This is a genomic window from Mitsuokella apri, assembly GCF_047974105.1.
In the GTDB taxonomy this organism is placed as follows: Bacteria; Bacillota; Negativicutes; order Selenomonadales; family Selenomonadaceae; genus Mitsuokella.
This window is the reverse complement of record NZ_JBHYRS010000002.1, coordinates 96,847-123,141: the sequence shown is the minus strand read 5'-3', so window position 1 is coordinate 123,141 and position 26,295 is coordinate 96,847. Positions and strand designations below refer to the sequence as shown.

Here is a 26,295-nt window from a genome sequence, read left to right as displayed (position 1 = left end):
AAAGACACATTTTGCGTGATTTATATCTGGAAGGATGTACAGGGCGTGTCCTCCACGACATGCTTGTCCTGTTTCTTGAAAATCGTTCCATTTTTATAAATCGCGGTAATAAATAACTTTTATTACTTGTAATTCTACAGCAGACTATTGTCATTATCATTGGGGCTAGCATTAAATTACACTTTGTGTTCTCTAAAAGTCTTTATCTGGCGTAAAACGAAAACGAATGTATCTGAGAGCTGCATAAAGATTTCATGAAGTTCCTCTAATTTTTCATATACTTCCATGTTATCAGAAAAAAATCTTTTTCTCTTTTCTCCGTTCTGCTGTAAATTTTCCTATGATACGATAACTTTTTTTCATGATAAAAGAGGGTTTTGCGGAAATTCTGTCGAAAGGGTTTTGTAAAGTATCTAAAATGAGAGGCATTCGCTCACTTGCGGTCCCCTCGAATTGTAGAAGAAAGGGGTTTTTCCCATGCATTTTCAAAAGTTGATGGACAATTTTTTCCTGCATTATCTCGAGCATTTCGACAAGCACTGCTTCAATGTCGAGATGCATGACGAGACGTACACGATTGGTCAGGGTGAACCGGAGTTCACGGTCGTCATCCACAAGGATGTGCCGAAGAAGGAGCTCTTGGAGTCGACGGAGCTGGCGCTTGGCGAGGCCTATATGCGCGGCGATATTGAAATCAAGGGCGACCTCTTCCACATGCTCTGCACGTTCCTCGAACAGGCCGACCGCTTCTCGCTCGACCGCAAGGGCCTGCGCAGCATCCTCTATATGTCGGAAAAGAAAAAAGACCAGGCCAAAGAGGTTTCCTCTCATTATGACCTGGGCAATGAATTCTATAAACTCTGGCTCGACCCGACGATGAGTTATTCCTGTGCTTACTTCAAGCATGACGACGACACGCTTGAGCAGGCTCAGCGCAACAAGGTCGACTACATCCTCGAAAAACTCTATCTGAAACAGGGCATGACGCTCCTCGATATCGGCTGCGGCTGGGGCTTCTTGCTCATTGAGGCCGCGAAGAAATACGGCGTCAAGGGCTACGGCTGCACGCTGAGCAAGGAACAGTGGAAAAAGAGTCAGGAACGCATCAAGGCAGAAGGTCTTGATGACCTCGTGACGATTGAGCTCATCGACTACCGCGACCTTGAGGACAAAGGGCTTAAATTCGACCGCATTGTCAGCGTCGGTATGATGGAGCATGTCGGCCGCTCGAATTACGCAACGTACATGGAAACGGCCAACCATCTCCTGAAAGAAGGCGGCATTTTCCTGCTGCACACGATTACGGGCCATGACGAAGTTGTCTCGGAGCCGTGGATCCGCAAGTACATCTTCCCGGGCGGCACGCTGCCGTCGCTGCGTGAACTCATTTCGCATGCCTACGACGCCGACTTCCGCGTGCTCGATGTCGAGAGCCTGCGCCGCCATTACTACAAGACGTTGCGCTGCTGGTACAAGAACTTCCTCGCCGTTCACGACAAAGTCGCGGGCTGGAAGGGCGAAGAATTCGTCCGCATGTGGGACCTCTACCTCTGCGGCTGCGCGGCGGCCTTCTATATCGGCTACATCGACATTCATCAGGTGCTCATGACGAAGGGCAACAACAACGAGCTGCCGATGACGCGTTGGTATTAATTACCTCTTGATTTTTAGGTCCAGCAGGACCCTATCTGTCTCCCACGGGGATATGACGGTATACGGTACGTTGTATTTCTCGAGAACGGAAAGGATCTGCTGGTCTTTTTCTTTGGCGCGCGGCAGGTCCGTCTCGGGGCGGCCGTCGACGGCGAGGAATTCGTCGTTGCGGCGCAGGAGGTAGTTGAGATTGTCGTAGCGGTTAAATTCCTGCATGACAAGGGTGTCAAAGGCCTCGGAGGGCTCGCGGTTGTAGATGATGTTTAAGGGCAGCGGCGAGTCGCAGATGGCGAAGTCGACGTTGTATTTTTCGAGCGTGCGCGTGCGGTGGGCCTGCTCGGCAAAAAGATAAAGCTGGTCCTCGACGATATCCGTGGCATTCTGGTACCAGAGCCACTTGGCAAATTCGCCGACCAGCTCCGTGCGGTAGCCCATGCGTTTAAGCTTGGAATACATATCCGCGGCAATCGTGCTCTTGCCGATGGCGGCACCACCGTAGAAATTAATGACTTTCATTCGATACTCTCCTATACTCATATATATAATTCGCGGGATGGATTCGTGGAAATGAGGGACAGTTGGCGATGGCAAGGCGGGGATGGCTGTTCCCCGCTCCACGTGGCCGGCTGAACAGCCATCCCCTCTTTGCCGGCTTTTCTCCTTCTTCGCCTCGAAGGGGGACGCTTTGGGGCTTTGCCCCTCGCTTTTACTAACTAGTATCAAAGTTTTTTAGTACGATAGATTGTAAGGTGGGAAGAAGATACTAACCATAAGTGGAGCTTCAGCCTGCTGCGCGGAACGTTGGTTAGTATCTTCTTCCCGCCGCCTTTCCCTGACGCCTTAACTGCCAAGTATTATCTTATCATATTTATAGAAGGACGTGGCTAAAAAATGAATCGAAATGTTTACTTTGCCGGCAGTATCCGCGGCGGGCGCGCGGATGCCGCGCTTTATCAAAAAATCATCGCCTATATCCAGAAAACGGATACCGTGCTCACGGAGCATGTCGGCAATCTCGACCTCAATGCCCATGAGCAGGGCCGCCGCGACCAGCTGATTTATGAGCAGGACACGGGCTGGCTGCGCCGTGCGGATGTGGTGATTGCCGAATGCACGAATCCTTCTCTCGGTGTCGGGTACGAGCTCGCGTATGCCGAGCGTTTTGGCATTCCCTGTCATATTTTTTACCGACATTCGCAGACGGACCTTTCCGCGATGCTCACGGGCGATACGTATTTCCACATTCACCCGTATGAAAAACTCGAGGAAATCCTGCCGGTGATTGATGAGATTTTAGGAAATCGTCATATATGACGGCAAAGCACAAAAGGCGAATGGCTCACACTGAGCAGTAAAAAAGGAAGTTCCTTCACGATAACGCGATAACGTGAAGGAACTTCCTTTTTGTTTTATGGCATCATTTTAATTCTGCCTTGTCCGACTGCTTTGACCTGCTGCCAAAAGTCAGCGGAGGTCAGCGTTTGACATTTTTGAGTTCGGCGCGGAATTCGCTGGCCAGATGATTGAGTCCGCCGTCTTTGTTGAGGGCGGGGTCTTTCGTGGCGCCGTTCTTGAGGGCCGTGTAGAGAATCTGAGCGAAGTCGTTGCGCGTGAGCATCGGGTTGTTTACAGGGTCTTCTACGCTGCAGCCTTTGAGGACTCCGGCTTTGGCGAGTTTGCCGACAAAGTCATAGGCCCAGTGATTTTCCGGCACATCCGGATAGAGGTCGTCGCCGCTGACAGCCGGAGCTGCGGCAGCGGGCTGGCCCGTCTTCTGCTCCGTGAGTTTTTCAAGGATGGCCGTCTGGCGTGCCAGAAGTTCCTTGAGCTCATCGTTTTCCGCGCGGACCGGCGAATCCGGCGAAGGCAGGTAAGCTGCGACAATCGGGACCTGCTGGCCGTTGGCCGCTGTAGTCGTAGTCGTTGTCGTAGTCGGGGCCGGCGTTTTGACCGCCGCATTCGCCGCGCTGACCGGCACGGCCGCCGCTGTATTGGCAGCGACAAACTGAACCGGCACAGTCCTTACGGCCTGTTTGCGCATATGACCGGAATCCTTGCCCATCTTCCACGTGACACCGGCGTTGACCATATTTTCACCGCCGCCGAAGCTTGCGCCGACGGACATGGTCGTGGTCTCATCCGGATGGTAGTAAACGCCGACAGCCGCCGCGCTGGCCCCGCGGTAATTGCCGAAGCCTGCCGCAAAATCGACCTTGTCGTTCGGGTCATAGTCGCCAGGATGCAGGGCCGCGAGAGCTGCCGCCCCTGCACCAACGCGGTTGATGCGCGAATCAAGACGATTGACGGCGCGGTCGAGCTGGTTGATGTTCGAAGCATTCTGGTTAATCGCAGCATTCTGCTGAGCGGCCAGTTCGTTGACCTGCTTGACATTGACCGCATCGCCGTCATTACTGCCGTCTGCGACATTCGTGATCTTCTGGCTGTTGGCATTGATGCCATCACCGGAAACATACGTCTTGCCGTTGACTTTCAAAGTATCGCCGGTCAGGGCCGACTTGTCGCCGACTTTCACACCGTCGTTGTTGACGACCGTGCTGCCGGCCGTAAAGGTGTCGGCCGTCATTGACTTGGCGGCGATGGAGCCTTCATTGCCCTTAATCGTCACATTGCCGAGGTCCAGTTTTTCCTTGTTCAAATCAATTTGGTAATTCGTGGCTCCATTCTCAGTTTTTGTCAAAATCAAATTCTTATCGCTATTGCTAACGGTAGTGTGTTGTCCGGCTGTAGTATAAATATCTGTCATACGCTTGTTCAGTTTAGCAATAGCTGTGGTAGAACTATCGCCGTCCTGCACGTCAATATCCTTGTTGGTGACAGCACTGTACTGATTGTCACCGACACGATTATCGACCTTCGTATTCAGGTTGTTCACGGCTTCCACTACAGAAGTCGTCTGATAGTTATCGCCGTTCTTGGTCTTGACCGCATCAGCCAACTGCGTCGTGTCGCCCAAATCGGAAGCCTTGGCCACGTCGTTGATGACAACCTGACCTTTAGTAGCTCCTGCACCATCGACAATATTCATGGTGACAGAATTTGTCTTAGCCCCTGTCTGAGCATCCGTCTTGGTTGTGACATTATATGTACCGGCCTGAACATGAAGTTCGTTGTTCTGTGCCGTCGTTGTAGCCTGCGAAATAGCCGCAGCTAACTGACTTTCCGTAGCCGCCTTGGTCGAACCCTGATAACCGCCTGCCGAAACAGCTACATTGGCCTTTGTAGCATCCCAATTCGTGTTAGATAACCCTGTAACTGTCTTTTCAGAACCATTGACAATAACGCCACCAACAGCAGCCGTACCAGTTGAACTGTCCAGCATAATTTTTTTGCTAGTATCCGTTGTATTATCCAGTTCAACCTTGCCATTTGTCACTTTGCTTTGACCGACCGTCAAAGAACCTGTATCAGCTAACTTAACATTGTCGCTGAGTTTCACCTTGATGCCGCCTATGTTCTTGCTGTCGGCTTCTGTCGTGATATTACCTTGTTTGGTTATGGTCTTGCCGTCAGGGGCATATTCCGTATCACCGACAATACTAACCGTCTGGCCCAGCATCTGCGTAACGGTATTGCCGTCTGCATCCCGCAGGCCGAAACCGCCGGACTGAGAGGCAATGGTCACCTGGTTGATGGCTGCTTTCAACTGGCCTTCCGTAGCAGCTCGGTCATCCACCACTTTGGACAGATCCCACGCTGTGTTGCCAAGGCCGGTGATATAATTTCCGTCATTGGCATTGGCACCGCCGCCCACCTGCTTGCCGATGTAGATACCACCGGTCCAGACGCCGTCAGCGCCTTTCGTACCGCCCAGGCGGATGGTGGAGATGTCCACATTGGAGGCCAGGCCGTAGGTAAAGGCCGTGCCATTCTGGCTCAGGGTCAGGTTCTCATCGTTGCCGAAGGTCACCGTCGTATCGGCTTTCACCTGTTGGGCCTGCGCTTCACTGCCGGCTTTCTCCACCGTCCAGGCCGCGTTGTTGATGGCTTCTGCCACTTCGCCGGCATCAGCGACACCGGAACCAGAGGCGACTGCTTTGTTATCTTTTGTACTCAGCGTTGCGGTATCCACATCGACTTTCACCGTAGCGCCGGAATCAGAACCGGACACAGTAACAGTACTGTTCTTACCATTAATGAAAGAAACGGTCTTGTCCGCACCGATGCTGGTGGTGCTGGCCGTATTGTTGCCCGTGATTTTCCAGCCGCTGCCGACTTTCTGCTGCAGGGCATAGAGCTGGCCGCCGTTGACCGCTTCCTGGGAACCGGCAACGACCTTGCCGTCGGCCACGCCCGTGATGGTATGGCCGCCGTTCTGCAGGCCCTGTTTGTTCAGGACTACATCAGTCGTCGTATCATCGGCTGCCTTGTTGGCATCATGGAGCCGCACTTCCGTGGCATGCTGGGTCAAAGCGTTGCCCTGGGCGTCGGTGACTTTCAGGCCTTCGCCGTTCAGGACGGAGGTGTTCTGCTTGTCATCCACCGCCGTGACGCTGGTCATGCCGGTCACCACTTTGTTCAGGCTGTAGGTGAATTTCTTCCCATCCTGAGAAAGCAGGAGGTTATCGCCGGCTTTCAGAGCCACCGTATCCCCGGCCTTCACTGTCTGGGCATTGTCCGCATGATCTGCGTCTTCGATGGTCCAGGCTGCACTGTTGACGGCTGTGGCGACATCGCCCGTCGTAGCGACGCCGTCCGTCGAGGCAATCGTGCCGTCTGTTTTAGCCGTCAAAGTTCCCGTCGTGACATCGACTTTGACCGCAGCATTGCCCGCATCATCTTTGCTGACAACGGACTTGGTGTAATTGCCATTGTTGTAGGTGACTTTCTTGCCGTTGCCGATTTTTGCAGTTACAGCATTGCTGCTGTCATCCTTACCAGACAACGTCCAGCTGCTGTTCGTGACCTGGGTCTGCAAGGCATCCAACTGTCCCTTGTTGACTGCGTCGCTGGCAGTTTCACCGTTAGCAACATTGGTAATCTTCTTGCTGCCTGCATTGATGCCGGAAGTCGTAACGCTGGGACCACCCGTGATGGTCAGGCCATTGGTATCCAGTGAACTATTGCCGGTGGTGACTTTCGTCAGGGAAATCGTATCATTCAAGTTATACGTGATTCCGTTGTCCCCGACCACAGCCGTCGTGTTCGTACCGTTGTTGAAGGTCAGACCCGTCTTTAAGGTTACATTCTTTGCAGTTTCGTTGTTGGCCTTAACAGAGAGATTGTCCACATTGACGGTGTACGTCTTCTGGTTGCTATCGTCGGTAGCGTCTTTTACATCCACACTGCTGACATTCGAGCCAGCGGCAACCACCGTACGGGCATTCTTGAGCTGTTTCAGGTTGACCGCATCGGTATCAGCCTTGCCGTCAGCCACGTTCTGGACGCGCTGGCTGCCCATGGAGACACCACTGGTAGTCAAGGAAACCTGTTTCGAAGCATCTGTATTGGTGATGGTAAGGCCTGTATTGGTCAGACTCATACTGCCGTTGGTGATGCCTGCGTTGTTCATCGTCGTAGCACCAGTCTTAACACTGCCCGTCGTACCGAGGTCAATGTCTTTCTTCAACTTCACAGAAAGTGTGGCATTGCCCTGCGCATCGGCGGAGGTCGTGACACCTACATTGCCGTCCGTCAAATCAGACGTTGCTCCGCCCGTGACATTGAGCTGTTTGCCGAGCTGGACAGTCTTGGCCGTCGCATCGTCACCTTTGACTTTGAAGCCGGTTGATGTCGTCGTACTGGAAGCATCGGCAACCAACCGTTTGACGTCACTAATATTTGCTGCATTCGTGTCCGTATCGCCGCCGCTGGCAACATTGGTAATGGCCTGATCGCCCGCATTGATGCCAGAGGCCAGGACGCTGGGGCCATTCGTAATGGTCAGGCCTTTTGTGTTCAGTGAACTGTTGCCCGTTTTGACACTAGTCAGGGAAATGTCGTCCTTCAGGCCATATGTGATTGTTCCGTTAGAGACAGACACTTTCGTATTCGAATCGTTGGCAAAGTTGAGTCCATCTGCCAGCTTGCGACTACCCGCATCGACACTGTTGGCTTGCAGTTTCAGATTATCAACGGAAATGGTGTAAGTCTTATTGGTATCCGTTTCTGTCGGCGTACCAATCGTCACGTTGTCCCCTGCGTTCAGGGAAACAGCGCTTTTGGCCTGTGCCTTAATGGCATCGTCGGAAACATTGAAGGAAACCTTACCATTCGTGACATCAGCCGTCGTGTTTGTGCCGTTGACGAAGTCAAGGCCCGTATCCATGGTAACACTGGACGAATTCGTGCCATTGACTTTTACGTTCAGGTTCTTAGTATCGATGGTAACATTGCCCTGAGCATCTACGGTACTCGTCGTATTGGTACCGTTGTTGAAATTAATGCCCTTGGCCAGTTCTACGGTGGTCGTGCCCGTACCATTGGCTTTCACAGCCAGGTTGTCCACATTGACCGTATAGGTGTGCTGGTTGCCGTTTTCAGAATCAGTCAACTTAGTGTTCGTGCCCTGCTGGAGCAAAGTCCGGGCGCTCTTGACCTGGCCCAGGGTTGCTGCATCGTTATCGTTCACAGCTCCGCCCATGTTAGACACCACGTTGCCGCCCATGTTGACTTTCGAAGAAGTGATGGCGACTTTTTCCGTACCATTTTCATTAATGGTCAGGCCGTTGGTATCCAATTTGGCATTGCCCGTGGTCACGGAGTCGATGCCAGTAATATCTTTAGCCAGCTGGAAGCTGACTTTGCCGTCCGTCGCGGCGGTCTCGATCTGACCCGCCGTGCCGTTAAAGGCCGTGGCCTTGTCCATAGTGTTGGAACCGGTTATGCCATTATCGCCGCTGTACTGGACTTTCAGATTAGATGGGATCTTCGTATAGTCCACCTGGATGTCATAGGTATGGGTATTGCTGTTGGATGTGCTGTCCGTCACTTTTACGCTGCTGTCCGAAGACGTCACCGTCGTACGGCTGGCATTGACGCCGGACTGACTGGCCAGCCCCGTAATCTGGATGGTCTTCTTGTTGGCTGCATTCTTGCTGTCCACCACATTCAGGGTGACCGTGCCGTCGGAACCTACGGTATATGCCTTATCTTGTGTATCTCCATTGCCCACAAGACGATAATCGCTGAGGCTGTAGTTGTCAAGAATCGGGTTCAGGTTCACATCCACCGTGCCGCCGCCCAGACGGGTCAGAGTGACGTGGTTCTTGTTCGTACCCGTGGAAGTGACCGTAGCCGTAGTAATATAGTCATTCTGCAGGCCCGTGATGGTGGCCTTGGTGCCGTCGTTCATGGTCAGCGTAGCCGTACCGTTGACGGTAGCAGCACCGGTGGCGTCGATATAAGATGCCGTACCTGAGGAAACTTTCGTATTCTTAAGACCCGTAATAGTCGCCGTCAGGCCGTTGTTGCCTGTCAGCGATGCCGTACCGGTGCCATTGTCATCATAAGAGACAGTGCCGCCCATGACATACTTGTCCTGTGCTGCCGTAATGCCGCCCAAATCTTCCAGTTTTAATGTCTGGCTTTCCCCATCATTGCGCTTGAAGGTAACCGTCTTGGTATCAGCATCTTTCGAAACAGTCGTGTACGTATCCGTCAGCGCTGTCGTTGTCGTATTATTGTCAGCATCGGTCAAGGTCAAGGTAACAGCATTGCTGTCTGCAGTGGCTTTGGTGGCTGAACCGTTGGCATTGAGCTTATTGTGGGTAGCATTGATCTTAATAGCCCCAGTCGTATTATCGATTTCTGCAGTTGTATTCGTGCCGGCCGCAAAGCTGAGTCCCTTCTCAAGGCTAGTCGTTTTGCTGGTGCCATTGGCCGTGTATGTCAAATCTTTGACATTAACCTTATAAATATTTTGCTGGTTTCTACCTTGTTCCTTGGTGACACTGGCTACGTTATCGCCAGCCTCTACTTCCGTGGTAGCCGCCTTGATCTGGGCAACGTTGGCCGCATCCGTATTGTCCGTTCCCGCCGTGACTTTGGCGATTTTCCCGTTGGCCGTAATGCCGCTGGTGGTCACGCTGGGGCCATTGGTAATGGTCAGGCCCGTGCCGTTCAAAGTCGTGCTGCCGTTGGTCAGACCGCTGTTGCTGATGGTCGTAGCGCCGGTCTTGAGACTGCCGTCACCGCTCAGATCCAGATTTTTGGCCAGACGGATGCTCATGGTACCGTTGCCGTTGGCCGTGCCATCCGTTGTATCCGCCGAAGAAACGACGCTGATGTTCCCTGTTGTCCAGTTGGCCACCGTCTTCGTGCTGTCCGTCGTGGCCCCGCCGCTGAGGGTCAAGGTCTTATTCAAGGCCACGGAAACAGAATTGCCTGCATCGTCTTTATAATTGGTGCCATCGTTCAGCGTAGCCAGGCTGTAGGTCGTTCCTGTAGTTGTTCCATTATTATATTGGATACGAGGAATCCCGTTCACCGTATCGCCGCTGAAGATGTATTTTTCATTGGCACCGCTGCCGTCGAAGAGGCCGATATAGCCGCCGTTCTTGCTCGTCATGCCCATGGTTACGCCAAGGGTATCACCGGAAGCCGGATATTTACTGGAGCCGTCCGCTGTGCCGACCGATTTATAAAGGGAAATGCTGGAGCCATTATCCATCGAATAATAGCTGCCGCCATTGACGCGCAGGGTGCCGGATTTATCCGTTGTTTCGGTGCCGCTCTGGTAATTGCCGAGGACAACATCCTTGCTCAATTTGACCGTCAACGTGCCGTTGCCATCCGACGTGACGCCGATGTTGCTGTTCGTGTCATTCAGACGGTTGGCCGCATTCTGGCTGTTGATGCCGCCTTTAATAGTCAGTTTGCTGTTCAGTTTCAGTTTGGAATCCGTCCCCGAATCGCCGCCGACGGTCATACCGTCATCCATGGTGGCCACCGTCTTGTCATTGACCAAAAGCCGCGTAGCTGCAGTCCCGGACAGGTCTTTTGTGGTCGCACTGCCGCTGGTGCGCAGGGTGACGCCGTTGGCACCCTTGGCATCGTCAAGAGTCAAGGTGCCGCCGTTTGTCCCCGTACCGTCCAGCTTGATGGTTTCCTGGTAGCTGTCGCCGCTGCCCGTACCCAGCTGGGCCGTGTTCAGGCTGGTCAGGTTGCTGGCCAGTTTCACGTTCAGGGCGTTGGCGTCCGTGTCAGCAATGACGCTGATGTTCTTGTCCGTGAGCTTCGTGCTGTCCACGGTGGTGGTGGTCACGCCGTTCGTAGTGGACGTGGTGACGCCCACTCCGCCGCCGGTGATGGCCAGGGTCTGGGCCGAGCCCCGGGCGATGACGTTGGTATCGGCATCACTGGTGGCACCGAAGGTGGAGTTGTCGCCGCCAAAGCGCAGCTGCCGGGTCAGGGCATAGAGCTGGGAGCCGTTGACTGCATCGGTGCTGGACGCACTGACAAGACCGGCGGCCACATTCTGGATGCGCCGTTCGCTGCCCACCTTGCCGACCGTAACGACGCCTGTGGGTGTGGAGCCTGCATAGGAATAGCTGGTACCGTCATCATAGGTCGTATCGGTATTGAGGGTCTGCAGACCAGCTGTCGTACCACTCTTCTTCATGGCTTTCAGGTTCTCGGCATAGCGTGCCTTGGCTTTGGCTTCTGCCTGAGCCGTTGCGATTTCCGTATCCGTCTTCCCTGTCGTATCGACCGCATCAGCGGCTTTTGTTTCAGCTTCCGTCAAGGTCGTGCTGTCTGCCAGGTTCGCCGTTTTAGCTGCAGCTCCTGTACCTAAATAGACGGAGTTGCCCAGCGTGGCCGTCACATCGTTGCCCAAGATCTGGGTATTGGCCAGCGACGAAAGCGTACTGTTACCGGCCTGGTTGACCGTATTGCCATAACCGATGACGGTCGTCCGTTCGAGCGTTTTCCAGGTACCGATGCCGTAACCGTCAAAACCGGCCCCATCTTTGCCGGCTATGGTATTGCTGCCGCCGATGACAGTAATATTCGTCGTCGTACCGGCATTACCCGAATCCTCATTGTCTCCAGTAACAGAGTTGCTGTTACCCAAAATGGAAATATTATTGACCGTATCCGAATAGGAGCCCTGATTGATGGTATTGCTGTTGCCCGTTACCGACAAATTGTTCATACCGTGAACTGTCGAGCCAGAGGTATCAGAAATCGGCGTAATCGTATTCTTGCTGCCATTGATGTTACTGTAGCTTACAGCACCCCAGTTGCCATTGACATTGTTTTCACTGCCGACGGCATAGGTATTGCTGCCGTTAATGGTATTGCTCTTGCCGAGGATGCCGGAATCATCTCCATTTGCCGTGCTGGACGTCCCGACTACAACGGAATCAGCCCCCTGCGCAAAAGCACTATGACCGACAGCGGTGGAACCATTCCGATAAGCCTTGGCGTCACTGCCGATGGAAATGGCATTGGTGTTACGCGTTTCTGCCTGATAGCCGATGGCAACGGACTGCTGGCCGACCTTCGTCGTTGTACCCGTTGTAGAATCCGTCACATCTGATGTATAGACCGAAGCGCGGGTACCAATGGCCACAGAATTGTCCGTCTGGGCAATAGAGGACGTACCTACAGCCACGCTGTTGGAACCTTCTGCAGAAGTAACATGCGGGTTGGCACTGGTGTTGCCGCCAGCCGTGGTAGTAGTACTCGTTGCCGGGTTATCTGCTGTGCCGATAGCGATACTGCCTTTGCCACTGGCCAATACATTGTTACCAATAGCTACTGCTTTCGCCTTTGTCGCCGAAGCATTCGGACCAATCGCCATGGCATCGGCAGCTCCTTCTGTAGTAGCACCCGAATTATCGGCGTTGGCTGTCAGCGTATCACTGGACGTATTAATGGAGAAATACTTGGTCTGCGCATTCGTAATCTTACTTTCTACATTGGCGATTTTGGTATCAATAGCCGACTGCGTATAGGTATCACTGATTTTTGTGTCTGTAGTCTTGATAGTCCCTTCCAAATCAGTATACGCAGCTTTTAACTGTGCTACCGTAACCGCATCCTGATCTGCCGAACCATCAGCTACATTGGAAATACGGCGCAGGACAGTCTTGCTGGTTGTTGCACTTGTTTGCCCGCCAAGTGAAACATAACCATCGACGTTGGTATTATTTGTCAAATAACTAGTCCCATATGTCGTAATAGAAGGAGCCAAGGAACCGCTGCCAATAGCAATGTTGCCGCCGCCAGCGCTTGCTTTATCACCTAAGGCAATACTGTCCGTATCTGCAGCCGTAGCGTTATATCCTAAGGCCATCGATTTATCACCTGAAGCCGTCGTATTGTAACCCATGGCAATAGCATTCGAAACCGCATTGGTACTATGACCGATGGCAATGGATTCCATAATGTTTTTAGCATTCGCATCGGCGCTCTGGTAGTTGGCATCCACACCAATGGAGATATTGTAGCCATTCTGAGGATTTGTATCTTTATCTGCAGCGTAGTTGATACCTGCACCGGCATTGGAACCGATGGCGACGTTGTAACTACTCTTGACGTTGCTGCCCGCGCCACTGCCGAGGGCTACGTTCTGCATGCCCTTGACATTATTGCCGGCATTCGTACCGATAGCAATCAAGGAACCATAGCCACTGGTTCTGCCTTCGCTCGTATTCATACCGGCCTGATGACCAATAGAAACGGAATCATTTACATTGGCCTGGGCACCGTTGCCGATGGCGATGGCATTCAGGTTCTGCGATTCTGTTTTAACCGTAGTTCCGTCAGTGTCCGTTGCATAGCCGATGACAATAGATTTACCGGAAGCACTGGTGCCACTGCCGATAGAAACACCGCCTTCGGTATTCGTCGAAGTATTTTCACCAATGGCGACAGCCCCGGCCCCTGTAGCGCTGGCCTTGTAGCCAATGGCGGTCGTATTGGACGTATTGGCTTTGGCCGTATTGCCTAAAGCGATACCATTATTGGCTCCGTCAGCTACGGCGGCGCTCGACCCTTCCGCAATGGCATCCGTCGCATTCGTCACCGTGGCACTTTTTCCCAAGGCCATAGAGTTATCCGAATTCGTTCCCGTTCCGGTAATGGCAGCACCCGATCCAAGAGCCAAGGCATTGTTAGCCCCTTCCACGACAGCCTCATCACCAATAGCAGTGCTGCCGGTACTGAGTGTCTTCGTTACGGTCGTGCCGGCCTGTGTTGTATAATTTTTTACCTGTGCTCCATTGCCCAAAGCCAGAGCTTCACTGCCGTTGGCAGCGGCATTAGTTCCCAAAGCTACGCTATCAGCACCACCAATAGCAGCGACATTAGCCGTCACATCTCCTACCGTGACAGTTCCCTTGTCTTCGCCGGTCACGGCATTTTTACCAATGGCTATGCCACCCCTCGCTGTTTCGTTGACCTGAGCTTTTGTTCCAATAGCCGTAGCATCACTGGCACCGTTTACTTTAGCTTCATCGCCGAGAGCTACACCGCCGGAAATGGTCGTTGTCGTAGCTCCTGTAGTATCCGTCGTATTCAGGACCTGAGCACTATAGCCAAGAGCTACAGATTTGTCCCCATTCGCCTTAGCACTGTCACCTACGGCCGTGCTGCTGGTGCCGCCGGTCACGGTGGTCGTAGAAGTGGTGGCATCCTTCGTGCTTTCGCCGGCCTGGGCGCTCGGGCCGATGGCAATAGAGTTTGTGCCGTTGGCGGCGGCATCAGCCGCATACGTCTTGGTCCCATCTGTACTCGTCGTGATTTCAGGATTAACCTTGAAGTATTTATTCAGCTTGGACGTATAGCTCTGCGTCGTGTCATTTTCATCAAGACCGATAGCATCGATGACATTTTTTAAGTTCGTATCTAAATTTGCTAAGTTTGCTGCAATAGTATTCCCTGACTTGACATAAGTTCCATTTGCTACCGTGCCAATTTGTTGATTGAAATATTCATAAACCGTTTTGCCAGTAACGATATTTTCGTCTGTTGCTGAAATCTTACCGTTCTTTTTCACACTGACCGTGTAAGTTTTCATTCCAGACGTCGAATCCTCACTGGGTGTAACGGTTACCTGATCATTATCACCTACAACACTTAACAGGTTCTTGATGGCGGTCTTGCCATCCGTTGTGATATTGCTTAAATTTTTAAGATTGCTGATATCGGTTGTATTAGTATTGACCTGCGTATCGAGGGCTGTTAAATTTTCCGCTGTTGTCTTTGCTGATTTGACATACGTTCCGTCAGTAGTCGGACGCACTTCACTATAGAGCGTACCTCCCGAGACAATGCCTGTATTGCCGCTGGCTACTGCGCCATCTGTCTTAACTGTAATCGTATAAGTTTTTACACCAGCCGTTGTTGTCGTACTGGAAACGGTAACATTGCCGCTGTTCTGGATTTCCATTAATGCCTGAATAACCTGTTTGCCTGCATCTGACAGATTATCCATGCTGGTATTGGCTTTGCTGTCTAAGTCCGTTTTATCCGCTTTGGCAGCAATACTGCTGGTGTTGGTTGCAATAGCGGTTTCATTTTTCTTGACCTGCGTATCCAGACTCGTTAAATTTTCAGCAGTTGTCTGCGTGCTTTTGACATAATTTTTATCTGCTGTCGGGCGGACTTCAGTATAGACATCGCCGCCCGTGACGGAATCTGTATTGCCGGAAGTAATTTTTGTAGTGGCCGTCGTAGTATCACTCGTGGTGGTACCCGCACTATCACCATCTGCCGCCCACCCGACCGGCAGTCCTATGCTCATGGCCAGCAGGGTGGCGGCTACGAGGCGGGCGAGGCTTTGGGGACGGACGCGGCTCTGCAGGCTTCGTGTCTTGCCCCGGCTGTGCACGATCTCAGAGACGACCTGATACATGTTGCGCGCGCGATTGTAGATGACCTTATAAATTTTATTCATAATATCAACCCCACCTTTGGAACAAAATGCACCTGCAAATGGTTATATGCGAGTTGTATCTTTTTCATCAATGGGATTCTTAAACGAAATTCTTACATTTTTATCCAACTGTCACGTATCTATCAGAATCTTATTGACGCAAAAGCATATTGCCATACATACCAAATGAGTCTTTAAGCAAACTTTATAGAACAATTCGTTCTTTTATGAGCAAAATCCTGCTTTTATGTCAAAAAAAAGAAGATGACTGCAAAAATAGTCATCTTCTTAAGGCTGTTTATTTATTAGGAAATTTTGCGGGTGAAGCGATAGCCGACGCCGCGGACGGTTTCGATGGCGTCGCTGATTTCGGGGGCCGCGGCGAGTTTGGCGCGCAGGTGGCGGATGTGGACGTCGACTGTGCGCGTGTCGCCGTAGTATTCGTAGCCCCAGATGCGCTCTAAGAGTTCATCGCGTGAAAAGGCGCGGCCGGGATTTGTCACGAGGAGCTTCAAAAGCTCGTATTCCTTTGGCGTCAGGGCCACGGGCTCATCGTGCAGCCAGACCTGATACGAGGAAAAGTCAATGCGCAGGCTGCCGATGGAGAGTGCCTCCCCTTTTGCTTTGTCGTCCTGATGGGAGCGGCGCAGCACGGCTTTGACGCGCGCGATGAGCTCGCGCATGGAAAATGGTTTGACGACATAGTCATCGGCACCCATCTCGAGCCCGAGCACACGGTCGATTTCTTCGGCTTTGGCCGTCAGCATGATGATGGGAATGCCATTTGTCTGCGGACTTGACTTGAGACGGCGGCAGACTTCGAGGCCGTCAATCTCGGGCAGCATGATGTCGAGAAGCACGAGGTCGGCTTTGGGCGCCTTGGCGAGGGCTTCGCGGCCGTCGGCGGCCGTCTCGACCTCGTAGCCGTTTTTCTTAAGATTGAACGCGAGCAGCTCCCGTATGGAAGCTTCATCATCTACGACAAGGATCTGCATTTTATCATCCTTTCCTCTCTGCAAAAGTCAGGGTTCCGGAACAAGTGAAAAGTCAATAATAATGCTCGGTCAGGTCGATGAGATTGTCGCGCACCTGACGCAGGAAATCCCAGCGGTTGACATTTTCGGCCCCGACGGAGAAGACAAAGCCGTCTTTCGTCCAGTAGGCGGCAAATGAAGAATCGCTGACTTCGGCAATCTGCACGGACGTGCCGCCAATCGTCTGCGTCTGCCAGTTTGCGCCGTAAACGCCGCTGAGCGTCTCGGCCGTCATGCTGTCGGGGTCGGCCACGGCCGTGCGCACGGTGAACTGCGCGCGTTTTTCCGGCTGGCCGTAGCGCGAGGCATAGCGAAGGTCGGCAACATTGCCGCCGATGATAAAGCGCTGCTGCAGCTCAAGGCCTGAGCTCAAAGGGAAATAAAGCGGATGAAAGTCAAGGGCCTGTGCCATCTCCGTGTAACTATTGTAGGGAACCATCGGGTTCGGCATGCCTGCATTCGCATCGGACTGCGTATCCCCCGCGGTCTCCGCAGCGTCGGCGGTATCGGAGGCAGTCTCAGCAGCGGTGCCGGCCGTATTCTCAGCAGCCTGCGTGACCTCTGAAGTATCCGCGATGGAGCTGTCACCCGGGACAGCGGCCATCTGCGCGGCCTCGCTGTCCGCGTCCGCAAAGACATTCCCATGCGAGAACAGGATGACTCCGGCGGCGGCCAGAGCCAAAAGATTATGATATGCTTTCATGCAAAATTTCCTCCAAAATCAAGAAATGAGGGAAAGGCTTCTGTCTTTCCCTCATTTCATTATAATACATATACCATGACAAATCCAGAGGGGCCAGATGTTCGTTTCCAGCCGGATTCGTCATTCTGCGCCAGCGTCCGAGCCTGCGGCTGCCTGCGCGTCGAGGTATTCCTGCATCTCCTCGTCCGCAGCGGCCTTGACCTCCGGCCAGACCGAATTGACGTACGCGCCCATCAGGGCCTTGCCATTGGCGTCCGGATGCAGACCGTCGAGGGCGTACTGCGTGGGCAGCTGGCCGTCTTTTGTCGGAATGGCCATGGCCATGTCAATGTACGTATGTGTGCGGATATAGGCGTTGACGGCCTCAAAGCGCTCTTCCCAGTCGTCTGCTGTCGGCTCCTGAAAAACATGGTCGATGTTGTCGGGGTTGATGGCCGGCAGTGTCAGGAGAATCGGCTTGATGCCGTTTTCAAGGCAGCGCTGGCGAATGGACTCGATATCAGCGATGACCGCGTCCGTGTCTTCGCCGGCCCGCAGGCTGTTGCTGCCCGTCATGATGAGCAGATACTCCGGATGGAACGGCAGGACATCGCGGTCAAAGCGCTCGGCCGTCATGCCGCTCGTATCGCCGCTCTCCGAGAGATTGATGCTCGGGAAGTCGAGATAATGGAGCCAGCTGAACGAGAAGACGGCAGGGCTGTACGAATAATGGCCACCGCCGTGGCTGATGCTGTCGCCGAGTACGGCCACCTGCCAGTTGTCAGCAGGATTCGTGCGGAACGAACGCACCTCGGACCAGGTACCCAAGGGCTCCCCCGCGCCGTCAAACGAACGCACGCGCCAATAAAAAGGCGCATCGCCGTAATGCGGCTGCGGGTCGTAGATTTCGGCCATATCCGTTGTCAGCGTCTCGATGGGCTCAGCCTCGGGATTGACCTCCGGATTTTCCGCGTAAATATCGACCTCGTAGCTCGCCGCATTGGCCTGTCCAATCCACGTATAAACCGGATAAAGCAGCGTCTCCCCCTTCTCGCCGCCGTATTCCGCCGTGAGCACCGGTGCATTCATGCGCGGCAGGCTCGGCGAGGTGTAGAGAGGCACGAGCTCGGAAAAAGGCGTATACGGCGTGCCGTTGAAGTCAATCGCGCGCACGCGCCAGTAAATCGGCTCATTTGGATTTCCGAGCTGGTCGGCGGCAAATTCCTCAAGCGGAGCATTGTAGGCATTCTGATAGACACTGCGCGTGCGGAAAACGGCCTGCGACGAGATTTTTGAATTCGAGATATGCTCCGGCTTCTTCGTGAAAAACTCAATCTCGTACATGACGGCCTCATCATCCGTCTGCCACGTCAGAATCGGCGAATACGACATGGGCGTCTCCGCTGTCGTCGCACTGAGCCCTGCGGGCGGCGGCGTCAAAAGCTGCGAAGAAGCCTCCTGCCGCGTCGTCAGCAAAAGCCCGCCAAGAACCACAAACAGGCACAAAAGCCCCAGCAAAAGGCCAGTAACATGTTTATGCGATTTCATCTTTTCTCTTAACTTGCGTTCATAACGTCGTTTCATAAATTTCATGGAAGTCACCTTCCTTCTTTCTTTATTATACAGCATTTAGGAATAATTGCATTATAACATAGTTCCATCATATAATAGAAGGGAAAAGTGAAGTATACAAAGGTAGTACAAATAAGGCGGCAGGAGAAGGGCAGCCCAAACGTTCCGCGCAGCAGGCTGAAGCTTCACTTATTGGGCCGCCCTTCTCCTGCCTTACAATCCAGCACCGCCAACATCAATGAAAATGTATCGTACTGCTTGTGGAAGGTTGACAAAAGTCAATCTTCCACAAGCAAAAAGAGGACGTGAGCCGGCGGGGGCTGCCTGTAAGCGGAGCTTTGGCCTCTGGCGTGAAGAATTTATTTTTTGTCCGCCAGAACCCTTCGAAAGAGCGTCGTCCAAACGAAGTGCGTTTAGCTCTTGCGAAGGATGCCTTAAAAGACAAAAAATAAATTTAGCCAGCGGCCACGCGGAGCGTCAGGCAGCCCCCGCCGGCGCCAAGTTTGCACGAAAAGCCGCGGTAATCTAAAATCTGCTGACGAAATCATAAGAAATAACCATCAACCAACAAAGGATGAACATACATGACTCCCAAGAAGAATTTTTATCTGCTCAAGAATCAGCGCATTGAGACGAATGCGCATCTTTCAGAAAAGGCCAAGGCCCGTCTCGTGAAGTCGAAGGCGGACAATACGCTGAAGGCGTATGCAGCGGACTGGAGTGATTTTTCGGACTGGTGCGCGTATCATCATGAGCGGGATCTGCCGGCGCGGCCGGAGACGATTGTCAATTATCTCAATGACCTCGCCGATGATGCCAAGGCCAATACCGTGGCGCGGCGCGTGACGGCGATTTCAGAGAATCACCTGGCCGCCGGCTACGAGGGCAAAAACAATCCGGCAAAGGACAATCTCGTGCGCGCGGCGATGGAAGCGATTCGGCGCGAGAAGGGCACATTCCAGCAGGGCAAGGCGCCGATTCTCATGGAGACGCTGTATCTGCTCGCGGACTGTTTTGGCGATGACATCGTCGCTTTGCGCGACAGGGCTTTGATTTTCCTTGGCTTTGCCGGCGCGTTCCGCCGCTCGGAGCTCGTGGCCATCCAAATTGAGCACCTGACGTTTACGTCGCAGGGCCTCGTGATTCTCGTGCCGCAGTCAAAGAGCGACCAATTAGGACGCGGCGCGCAGATTGCCGTGCCGTACGCACCGGACCCCGAAATCTGCGCCGTGCGGGCCGTCCGGGCCTGGCTTGCGGCCGCTGACATCCATACAGGCCCCCTCTTCCGGCCGTTCACGCGCAGCCATACGCTGCGTCAGTCGCAGCTCACGGATAAATCCGTTGCCTTGATTGTCAAGAAATACGCGGGCCTTGCCGGGCTCAATCCCGCGAGCTTCGCGGGCCACAGCCTCCGGCGCGGCTTTGCGACAAGCGCGGCCCAGCACGATGTCGACGCCCTGACGATTATGCGGCAGACGCGTCATCATTCAGAAAAAATGGTGCACCGCTACATCGAACAGGGCAATATCTTCAAGGAAAATCCGCTGAACAAGATGTTCAAGAAATGAAAAAAGCGTTCTTCCCCGCAAAGAGAAGAACGCTTTTTATGTACAGCCGCAACTTGCAGATTAAAGCACGGCTTTATGGCTGAGATTGATGCGGCCCTTGTCATCGATTTCCGTGACTTTGACCTGCAGCTGGTCGCCGACCTGCACGACGTCTTCGACTTTTTCGACGCGGTGCTTGGCGAGCTGCGAGATGTGGCAGAGGCCTTCCTTGCCCGGCAGGATCTCGACGAAGGCGCCGAATTTCATCAGGCGCGTGACGCGGCCCGTGTAGACCTGTCCGACTTCGACTTCGCGCACGATGTCTTCAATCATGGCCTTGGCCTTATTCATGCCCTCTGCATCGGCTGAAGTGATGAAGATATTGCCGTCCTCATGGATGTCAATCTGTACGCCGGTCTCGTCGATGATTTTCTTGACGACTTTGCCGCCCGTGCCGATGACGTCGCGAATCTTGTCAACCTTGATTTTCATCGTCTCAACGCGCGGTGCGTACGGCGAGAGGTCCGCAGCCGGCTTGTCGATGCATTCGAGCATCTTGCCGAGGATGAACGCGCGGCCGCGTTTTGCCTGCTGCAGGGCAGAAGACAGAATCTCACGCGAGAGGCCGTCGACCTTGATATCCATCTGGATGGCCGTGATGCCTTCCGTCGTGCCGGCAACTTTGAAGTCCATGTCGCCGAGGGCATCTTCCATGCCCTGAATGTCGGTGAGGATCGTGTACTTGTCCCCTTCCTTGACGAGGCCCATGGCGACGCCGGAGACCGGGCGCTTAATGGGCACGCCGGCATTCATGAGGGACAGGGTGCTGCCGCAGACGGAGCCCATGGAGCTCGAGCCGTTCGACTCGAGGACCTCGGAGACGAGGCGAATTGTGTACGGGAACTCCTCGATGGACGGGATGACCGGCACGAGTGCGCGCTCCGCGAGGGCGCCATGGCCGATTTCGCGGCGGCCCGGGCTGCGCATCGGGCGGGCTTCGCCGACGCTGTAGCCCGGGAAGTTGTAATGATGGATGTAATGCTTCGTCGTCTCAGGGCCAAGGCCATCGATGACCTGCTCATCACCGAGGGCGCCGAGCGTCGTGACCGTGAGAATCTGCGTCTGACCGCGCGTAAAGAGGCCGGAGCCATGCGTGCGCGGCAGCAGGCCGACTTCGCACGATACCGGACGGACTTCTTCGACTTCGCGGCCGTCCGGACGAATTTTCTCGTGCGTGATCATATGACGCACGACGGATTTTTCGAGGTCATGGAAGGCAATGCCGATTTCCTTGTCCATCTCCGGATAGAGTTCGAGGAAATGCTCCATCGTATCGGCGGCGATGTCGGCGATATGCGCATCGCGGTCGAGCTTGTCGGGATTGCGGACAGCGGCGTCAAGGCGTTCCTTGGCATATTCGCGGATGCCCTCTTCCATTTCTTCCGGTACGAGAAAGAGCTTCGGCTGCATTTTTTCCTTGCCGCACGTGGCCTGAATGCCCTGCTGGAACTCGACGAGGCGCTTGATTTCCTCATGGCCGAACAGGATGGCATCGAGGATGACATCTTCCGGCAGCTCGTTGGCACCGGCTTCGACCATCATGACGGCGTCGTGGGAGCCTGCAACCGTGAGGTTCAACGTCGAGACCTTGCGCTGCTCTTCCGTCGGGTTGATGACGAATTCGTCGTTGACGCGGCCGACGCGCACACCGGCAATCGGTCCCATAAACGGGATATCGGAAACCGTCAGGGCGCACGAAGCACCGAGCATGGCCGCAAGCTCCGGCTCATTGTCCTGCTCGACGGAAAGGACCGTCGCGACAATCTGTACGTCATTGCGGAAGCCCTTCGGGAACAGCGGACGAATCGGGCGGTCAATCAGGCGTGCGCGCAGCACGGCCTCGCTCGACGGGCGGCCTTCGCGCTTGATGAAGCCGCCCGGAATCTTGCCGGCAGCGTACATCTTCTCTTCATAGTCGACCGTCAGCGGGAAAAAGTCCACGCCCTCGCGCGGCTCGGCCGAAGCCGTAGCCGTCACGAGCACGACCGTATCGCCGTAACGCACGAGTACGGCACCATTCGCCTGCTTGGCCATCTTGCCGTTCTCGATGACGAGCGGACGGCCGGCGAGTTCCATCTCAAAGCGATTCATATGTACCTCCTTGAATCTTTCCTTCATTATATATAAGCCCTAGTCAAATTTTCCAGAAAAAAAAGCGGGATTGCTCCCGCTTTCCGCTTCAGGCTCATTCCTGATGCTTGTCAGCGATCAACGCTCAACCGTGGAACGCAGACCAAGCTTCGAGATGATCGAACGATAACGCTCGATATCCGTCTTGTAGAGGTAGCTGAGCAGGCGGCGGCGATGGCCGACCATCTTCAGCAGACCGCGACGGGAATGATGGTCCTTCTTATGCTGCTTGAGATGCTCCGTCAGATAGTCGATACGAGCGGAAAGGACAGCGATCTGTACTTCCGGCGAACCCGTGTCACCTTCATGAACGGCATACTTCTGCATGATTTCCTGTTTTGCTTCCTGAGTCAGCATGTTTTGTTTTCCTCCTAATAAATCGTAAATCTCCATCAGCCAAGAAGACGTCGGAGTTCTTCGCCATCTGGGCTGAGGTTTTGCCAATTGGCACTTCTGGTATTATATCATAGGCCGTCAGGGCTTGTAAAGCCTTTTATTGCACTGTGCGGCGCCAGATTTCTTTGGCACGCTCGCGGTCCTTGTGCATCTGCGCGACGAGTTCATCGACCGAGGCAAATTTCTCTTCATCACGGATTTTCTGCAGGAACTGGACCTCGATGAGCTGGTCGTAGATATCCTCCGAAAAATCCTGAATATTGACCTCGATGCGGCGGTTGCAGCCCTCAAAGGTCGGGTTGTTGCCGATATTGGCAAGGCCCGCATACATGCTGCCGTCATGGATGACTTTGGCGGCATAGACGCCGTTTGGCAGCATGACCTGAGCATCGGGAATCGCGAGATTCGCCGTCGGGAAGCCCAGCGTGCGGCCGCGCCGGTCGCCGTGAATGACGCGGTCGAGCACGGTAAACGGCCGTCCGAGGCAGATTTCCGCCTCATTTAAGTTTCCCTCGTCAATCAGAGCACGGATGCGCGTGCTGCTGACAGGGCGTCCGCCGAGAAGCACGGCCGGACAAATCTCGGCGCGAAAGCCGTAGTCCCTGCCCGCACGCTGCAAAAGGCGGTGCGTACCCTTGCCGCGGCTGCCGAAGGTGTAGTTTGGCCCCGTCACGACGACGCGCGGCGCAAAGTAGTCGCGCAAAAGTTCCATGAATTCTTCCGGCGTACGGCGCGCGAGGTCCTTCGTGAACGGGATGGCCATGAGAATATCGACGCCGAGCTCCGCCATCAGCTGCTTTTTGAGCAGATTATTCGCAATCTGCGGCGGCAGCGACTGCGGCGCGACGACGGACAGCGGATGATTGCTGAACGTGAAGACAAGGCATTTGCCATTGTGCTCGCGCGCGAGCTCCACGGCCCGCCTGATGATGCTCTGATGGCCGATGTGCACGCCGTCGAACATGCCGAGCACGACGACGAGGCGCGGATATTCCTGTTTGAGAGCGGTGAGCCTGGAATAAAACTGCATAAATTGCCCTCCTTGATATTTGGCTAAAGGACTTTAATGGCCGGCCTGACGCAAAATGACCTTGGCAGGTATGACTTCCTGCGTTTTGCGGTCATAGCGGCCGATGCCGAGAAAATCCCCCGCGCAGTAGACGCGCAGCGTGTCGGATTTTGGCACACGGCGGCGTTCACCCGTGCCGAGGCCGTTGCAGAAGGCCTTTTCGCGGCTTGGGTCGAGGTCATAGCGCTCGAGGTGATTCAAAAATTCCACGGGCGGCAGGATGGCCTCTGCCCCTCTCTCCTGAAGTTCTTCGAGCGTCAAAGCCTCCGTCAGCGAAAAATCGCCGACACGGCTGCGCACGAGAAAGCTCATGACGGCCGGCAGGCCGAGGGCCGCACCAATGTCAAGGCAGAGGCTCCTTATATACGTGCCTTTGGAACACTTGACATCGATGAGAATTTTCTTTTCCTCAGGCTTATACGCGATGAGGTCTATGGCATGGATGGTCACTTCGCGCGACGGAATTTCGACCGCAACGCCCTGACGCAGCAGGTCGCAGGCCCTTTTGCCATTGATTTTGATGGCCGAGTGCGCCGGCGGCGTCTGCCGGATGACACCCGTAAATTTCTGCAGGGCCGCCATGACTTCTTCCTTAGACGGCATCGTAAAATCCGTGACGCTTTCAGTCACTTCGCCTGTATCGTCGCCGCTGTCCGTCGCCAAGCCAAAAGTCAGCTCCGCGCGGTACGTCTTGTCGGCGAGTTCGAGGTATTCGATGAGCCTTGCCGCCTGCCCCGTGGCAATCGGCAGAACGCCGGCCGCCGCAGGGTCGAGCGTGCCGGCATGGCCGACGCGCTTCATCTTGAGGACTTTGCGCACAGCGCCGATAACATCGTGTGAGGACATCCCCGGCGGCTTCAATATATTAAGGAAGCCATCTGCTTTTTTCTCTGCCATTATTTATTCTCCCAGATGGCCTTCGAAATGGCCTCGCAGATGGTGCGCTTGGCATCTTCAAACGGCATCAGGAGCGTGCAGCCGGCTGCTCGCGTATGGCCGCCGCCGCCAAACTGCAGGGCAATTTTGCTGACGTCAATGCCTTTCGAACGCATGCTGACGCGGCAGAGCTCCTTTTCCTTGGCTTTTAAGACCACAGCGATGTCCACGCCTTCAATGACGCGGATCATGCCGATAAAGGATTCCGTTGACTTCATGCGCGCCGTCGTCGCCTCGTCGAGGAAGATGCCGGCAGCGTGGCCGTCCGCGAAGAGTTCGGCCATTTCAATGGCCTCGCCGATGTCGCGCACCGTCTGATACGGCTTCTGTTCCAGCGCTTCCGAGATGACATTTGGCGTCACGCCGTGGTCGAGCATCTCCGCCGCGGCCCGCATCGTATGCGAGGTCGTGTTCGAGAAGCGGAAAAAGCCCGAATCCGTCGCCAGGCCCGTGTAGATGCACATGGCCATGTCTTTCGTCAGCTTGACCGGCAGCTCGCGCGTGAGGTCGTAGATGATTTCGGCGGTTGCCGCCCTGCCTGGGGCGACATAGGTGTATTCTGCTGAATTATCATTCGTCTGATGATGATCGATATTTAAAAGGTGCTCTGCCTTGACGGCCGCGAGCGTACAGCCCGTGCGGTCCGTCGAGGTGTCGAGCACGACGAGAAGGTCCGCTTCGACGGGCTCTTTCTCGTCCGGTCTCCTAATAATATCATATCCCGGCAGCACCGAAAAGATGGCCGGGATATCATCATCGAGCAGAACGCAGGCTTCCTTGCCTAAGCTGCGCAGCATGTGCATGAGCCCGAGACTTGACCCGATGGCATCGCCGTCGGGATTCTCATGGGCCGTGATGACAATACGCTGAGCACTGGCGAGGATGGCTGCCGTTTCACTCAATGTTACAATCATGTCAATGTTCTTCTTTCTGTTTGTCGTCTGCTTCTTCTGCAGGCTTTGCCTGCTCCTTTGCCTTGTCCTCGGCCTCGATTTTCAGCAGCAGCTCCTGGATATGAGCGCTGTAATCGAGGGATTTATCAATGACAAACGAGATTTCCGGCGTAAAGCGCAGGCGGATTCTCTTGCCGATTTCGCGGCGGACGAAGCCGAGCGAGCTCTGGAGTCCCGCCCAGCAGTCCTTGACCTGCTGTTCACTGCCCATCAGGCTGACATAAATCTTGGCTTCCCGAAGGTCGCCCGTGCATTCGACGGACGTGACCGTCACGAACCCGATGCGCGGGTCCTTGAGTTCCCGCAGAATGATCTCCGAGACCTCCTGCTTCATGAGCTCCTGTACTTTTTCTACGCGAAGCTGGCTCATGGCTTCCCCTCCTTTTTTATCGTATCTTTTATCTCTTTTATCGTAATGTT

At 54.2% G+C, this 26,295-nt stretch carries 14 protein-coding genes; 3 read left to right on the top strand and 11 right to left on the bottom strand.

Going from position 1 to position 26,295, the window contains the following annotated elements; genetic code table 11:
* The first annotated feature begins 477 nt into the window (after window positions 1-477).
* Window positions 478-1,653 carry a class I SAM-dependent methyltransferase gene (locus ACE419_RS03645; protein WP_435721045.1) on the top strand — a complete coding sequence of 392 codons (1,176 nt, stop codon included), beginning with the start codon at window positions 478-480 and terminating at the stop codon, window positions 1,651-1,653.
* Here the strand turns inward: ACE419_RS03645 and ACE419_RS03640 are convergent, their stop codons facing one another.
* The gene (locus ACE419_RS03640; protein WP_435721044.1) at window positions 1,654-2,169 is read right to left on the bottom strand and encodes an AAA family ATPase; all 516 of its coding nucleotides are present in this window, start codon (window positions 2,167-2,169) and stop codon (window positions 1,654-1,656) included.
* Between the two features lie 375 nt (window positions 2,170-2,544).
* On the opposite strand from ACE419_RS03640, the gene ACE419_RS03635 reads away from it, so the two are divergent.
* Window positions 2,545-2,967: a nucleoside 2-deoxyribosyltransferase gene (locus ACE419_RS03635; RefSeq protein WP_435721043.1), complete on the top strand. Its 423-nt coding sequence runs from the start codon at window positions 2,545-2,547 to the stop codon at window positions 2,965-2,967.
* A gap of 160 nt (window positions 2,968-3,127) precedes the next feature.
* Here ACE419_RS03635 and ACE419_RS03630 read toward each other — a convergent pair whose 3' ends face one another.
* From ACE419_RS03630 to ACE419_RS03615, 4 genes are all read right to left on the bottom strand, one after another.
* Window positions 3,128-15,517, bottom strand: coding sequence for an ESPR-type extended signal peptide-containing protein (locus tag ACE419_RS03630; RefSeq protein WP_435721042.1), 12,390 nt, complete (start codon window positions 15,515-15,517; stop codon window positions 3,128-3,130).
* 284 nt (window positions 15,518-15,801) lie between these two features.
* Window positions 15,802-16,491 (bottom strand): winged helix-turn-helix domain-containing protein, encoded by a 690-nt coding sequence (locus ACE419_RS03625; RefSeq protein WP_435721041.1) that lies wholly within the window; start codon window positions 16,489-16,491, stop codon window positions 15,802-15,804.
* Between the two features lie 52 nt (window positions 16,492-16,543).
* Complete coding sequence (locus ACE419_RS03620; RefSeq protein WP_435721040.1) at window positions 16,544-17,233, bottom strand: hypothetical protein; 690 nt, start codon at window positions 17,231-17,233, stop codon at window positions 16,544-16,546.
* A gap of 120 nt (window positions 17,234-17,353) precedes the next feature.
* Window positions 17,354-18,805 carry an SGNH/GDSL hydrolase family protein gene (locus ACE419_RS03615; protein WP_435721039.1) on the bottom strand — a complete coding sequence of 484 codons (1,452 nt, stop codon included), beginning with the start codon at window positions 18,803-18,805 and terminating at the stop codon, window positions 17,354-17,356.
* Between the two features lie 563 nt (window positions 18,806-19,368).
* On the opposite strand from ACE419_RS03615, the gene ACE419_RS03610 reads away from it, so the two are divergent.
* Window positions 19,369-20,352 carry a site-specific integrase gene (locus ACE419_RS03610; protein ID WP_435721038.1) on the top strand — a complete coding sequence of 328 codons (984 nt, stop codon included), beginning with the start codon at window positions 19,369-19,371 and terminating at the stop codon, window positions 20,350-20,352.
* A 60-nt stretch (window positions 20,353-20,412) separates the two neighbouring features.
* Here ACE419_RS03610 and ACE419_RS03605 read toward each other — a convergent pair whose 3' ends face one another.
* The 6 genes from ACE419_RS03605 to rbfA all read right to left on the bottom strand — a co-directional run bounded on the left by ACE419_RS03605 (window position 20,413) and on the right by rbfA (window position 26,245).
* Complete coding sequence (locus ACE419_RS03605; RefSeq protein WP_435721037.1) at window positions 20,413-22,482, bottom strand: polyribonucleotide nucleotidyltransferase; 2,070 nt, start codon at window positions 22,480-22,482, stop codon at window positions 20,413-20,415.
* A 117-nt stretch (window positions 22,483-22,599) separates the two neighbouring features.
* Entirely contained in the window at window positions 22,600-22,878 is a 279-nt protein-coding gene (rpsO, locus tag ACE419_RS03600; protein WP_432647586.1) for a 30S ribosomal protein S15, read from the bottom strand.
* A gap of 136 nt (window positions 22,879-23,014) precedes the next feature.
* Window positions 23,015-23,947 (bottom strand): bifunctional riboflavin kinase/FAD synthetase, encoded by a 933-nt coding sequence (locus tag ACE419_RS03595; protein WP_435721036.1) that lies wholly within the window; start codon window positions 23,945-23,947, stop codon window positions 23,015-23,017.
* 33 nt (window positions 23,948-23,980) lie between these two features.
* On the bottom strand, window positions 23,981-24,883 hold the full coding sequence (truB, locus tag ACE419_RS03590) for a tRNA pseudouridine(55) synthase TruB (RefSeq protein WP_435721035.1): 903 nt from the start codon (window positions 24,881-24,883) through the stop codon (window positions 23,981-23,983).
* Window positions 24,883-25,836, bottom strand: coding sequence for a DHH family phosphoesterase (locus ACE419_RS03585; RefSeq protein ID WP_435721034.1), 954 nt, complete (start codon window positions 25,834-25,836; stop codon window positions 24,883-24,885). The genes truB and ACE419_RS03585 overlap by 1 nt, the downstream gene beginning before the upstream one ends.
* 1 nt (window position 25,837) lies before the next feature.
* Window positions 25,838-26,245 carry a 30S ribosome-binding factor RbfA gene (gene rbfA, locus ACE419_RS03580; protein ID WP_432647582.1) on the bottom strand — a complete coding sequence of 136 codons (408 nt, stop codon included), beginning with the start codon at window positions 26,243-26,245 and terminating at the stop codon, window positions 25,838-25,840.
* Between the last annotated feature and the right edge of the window lie 50 nt (window positions 26,246-26,295).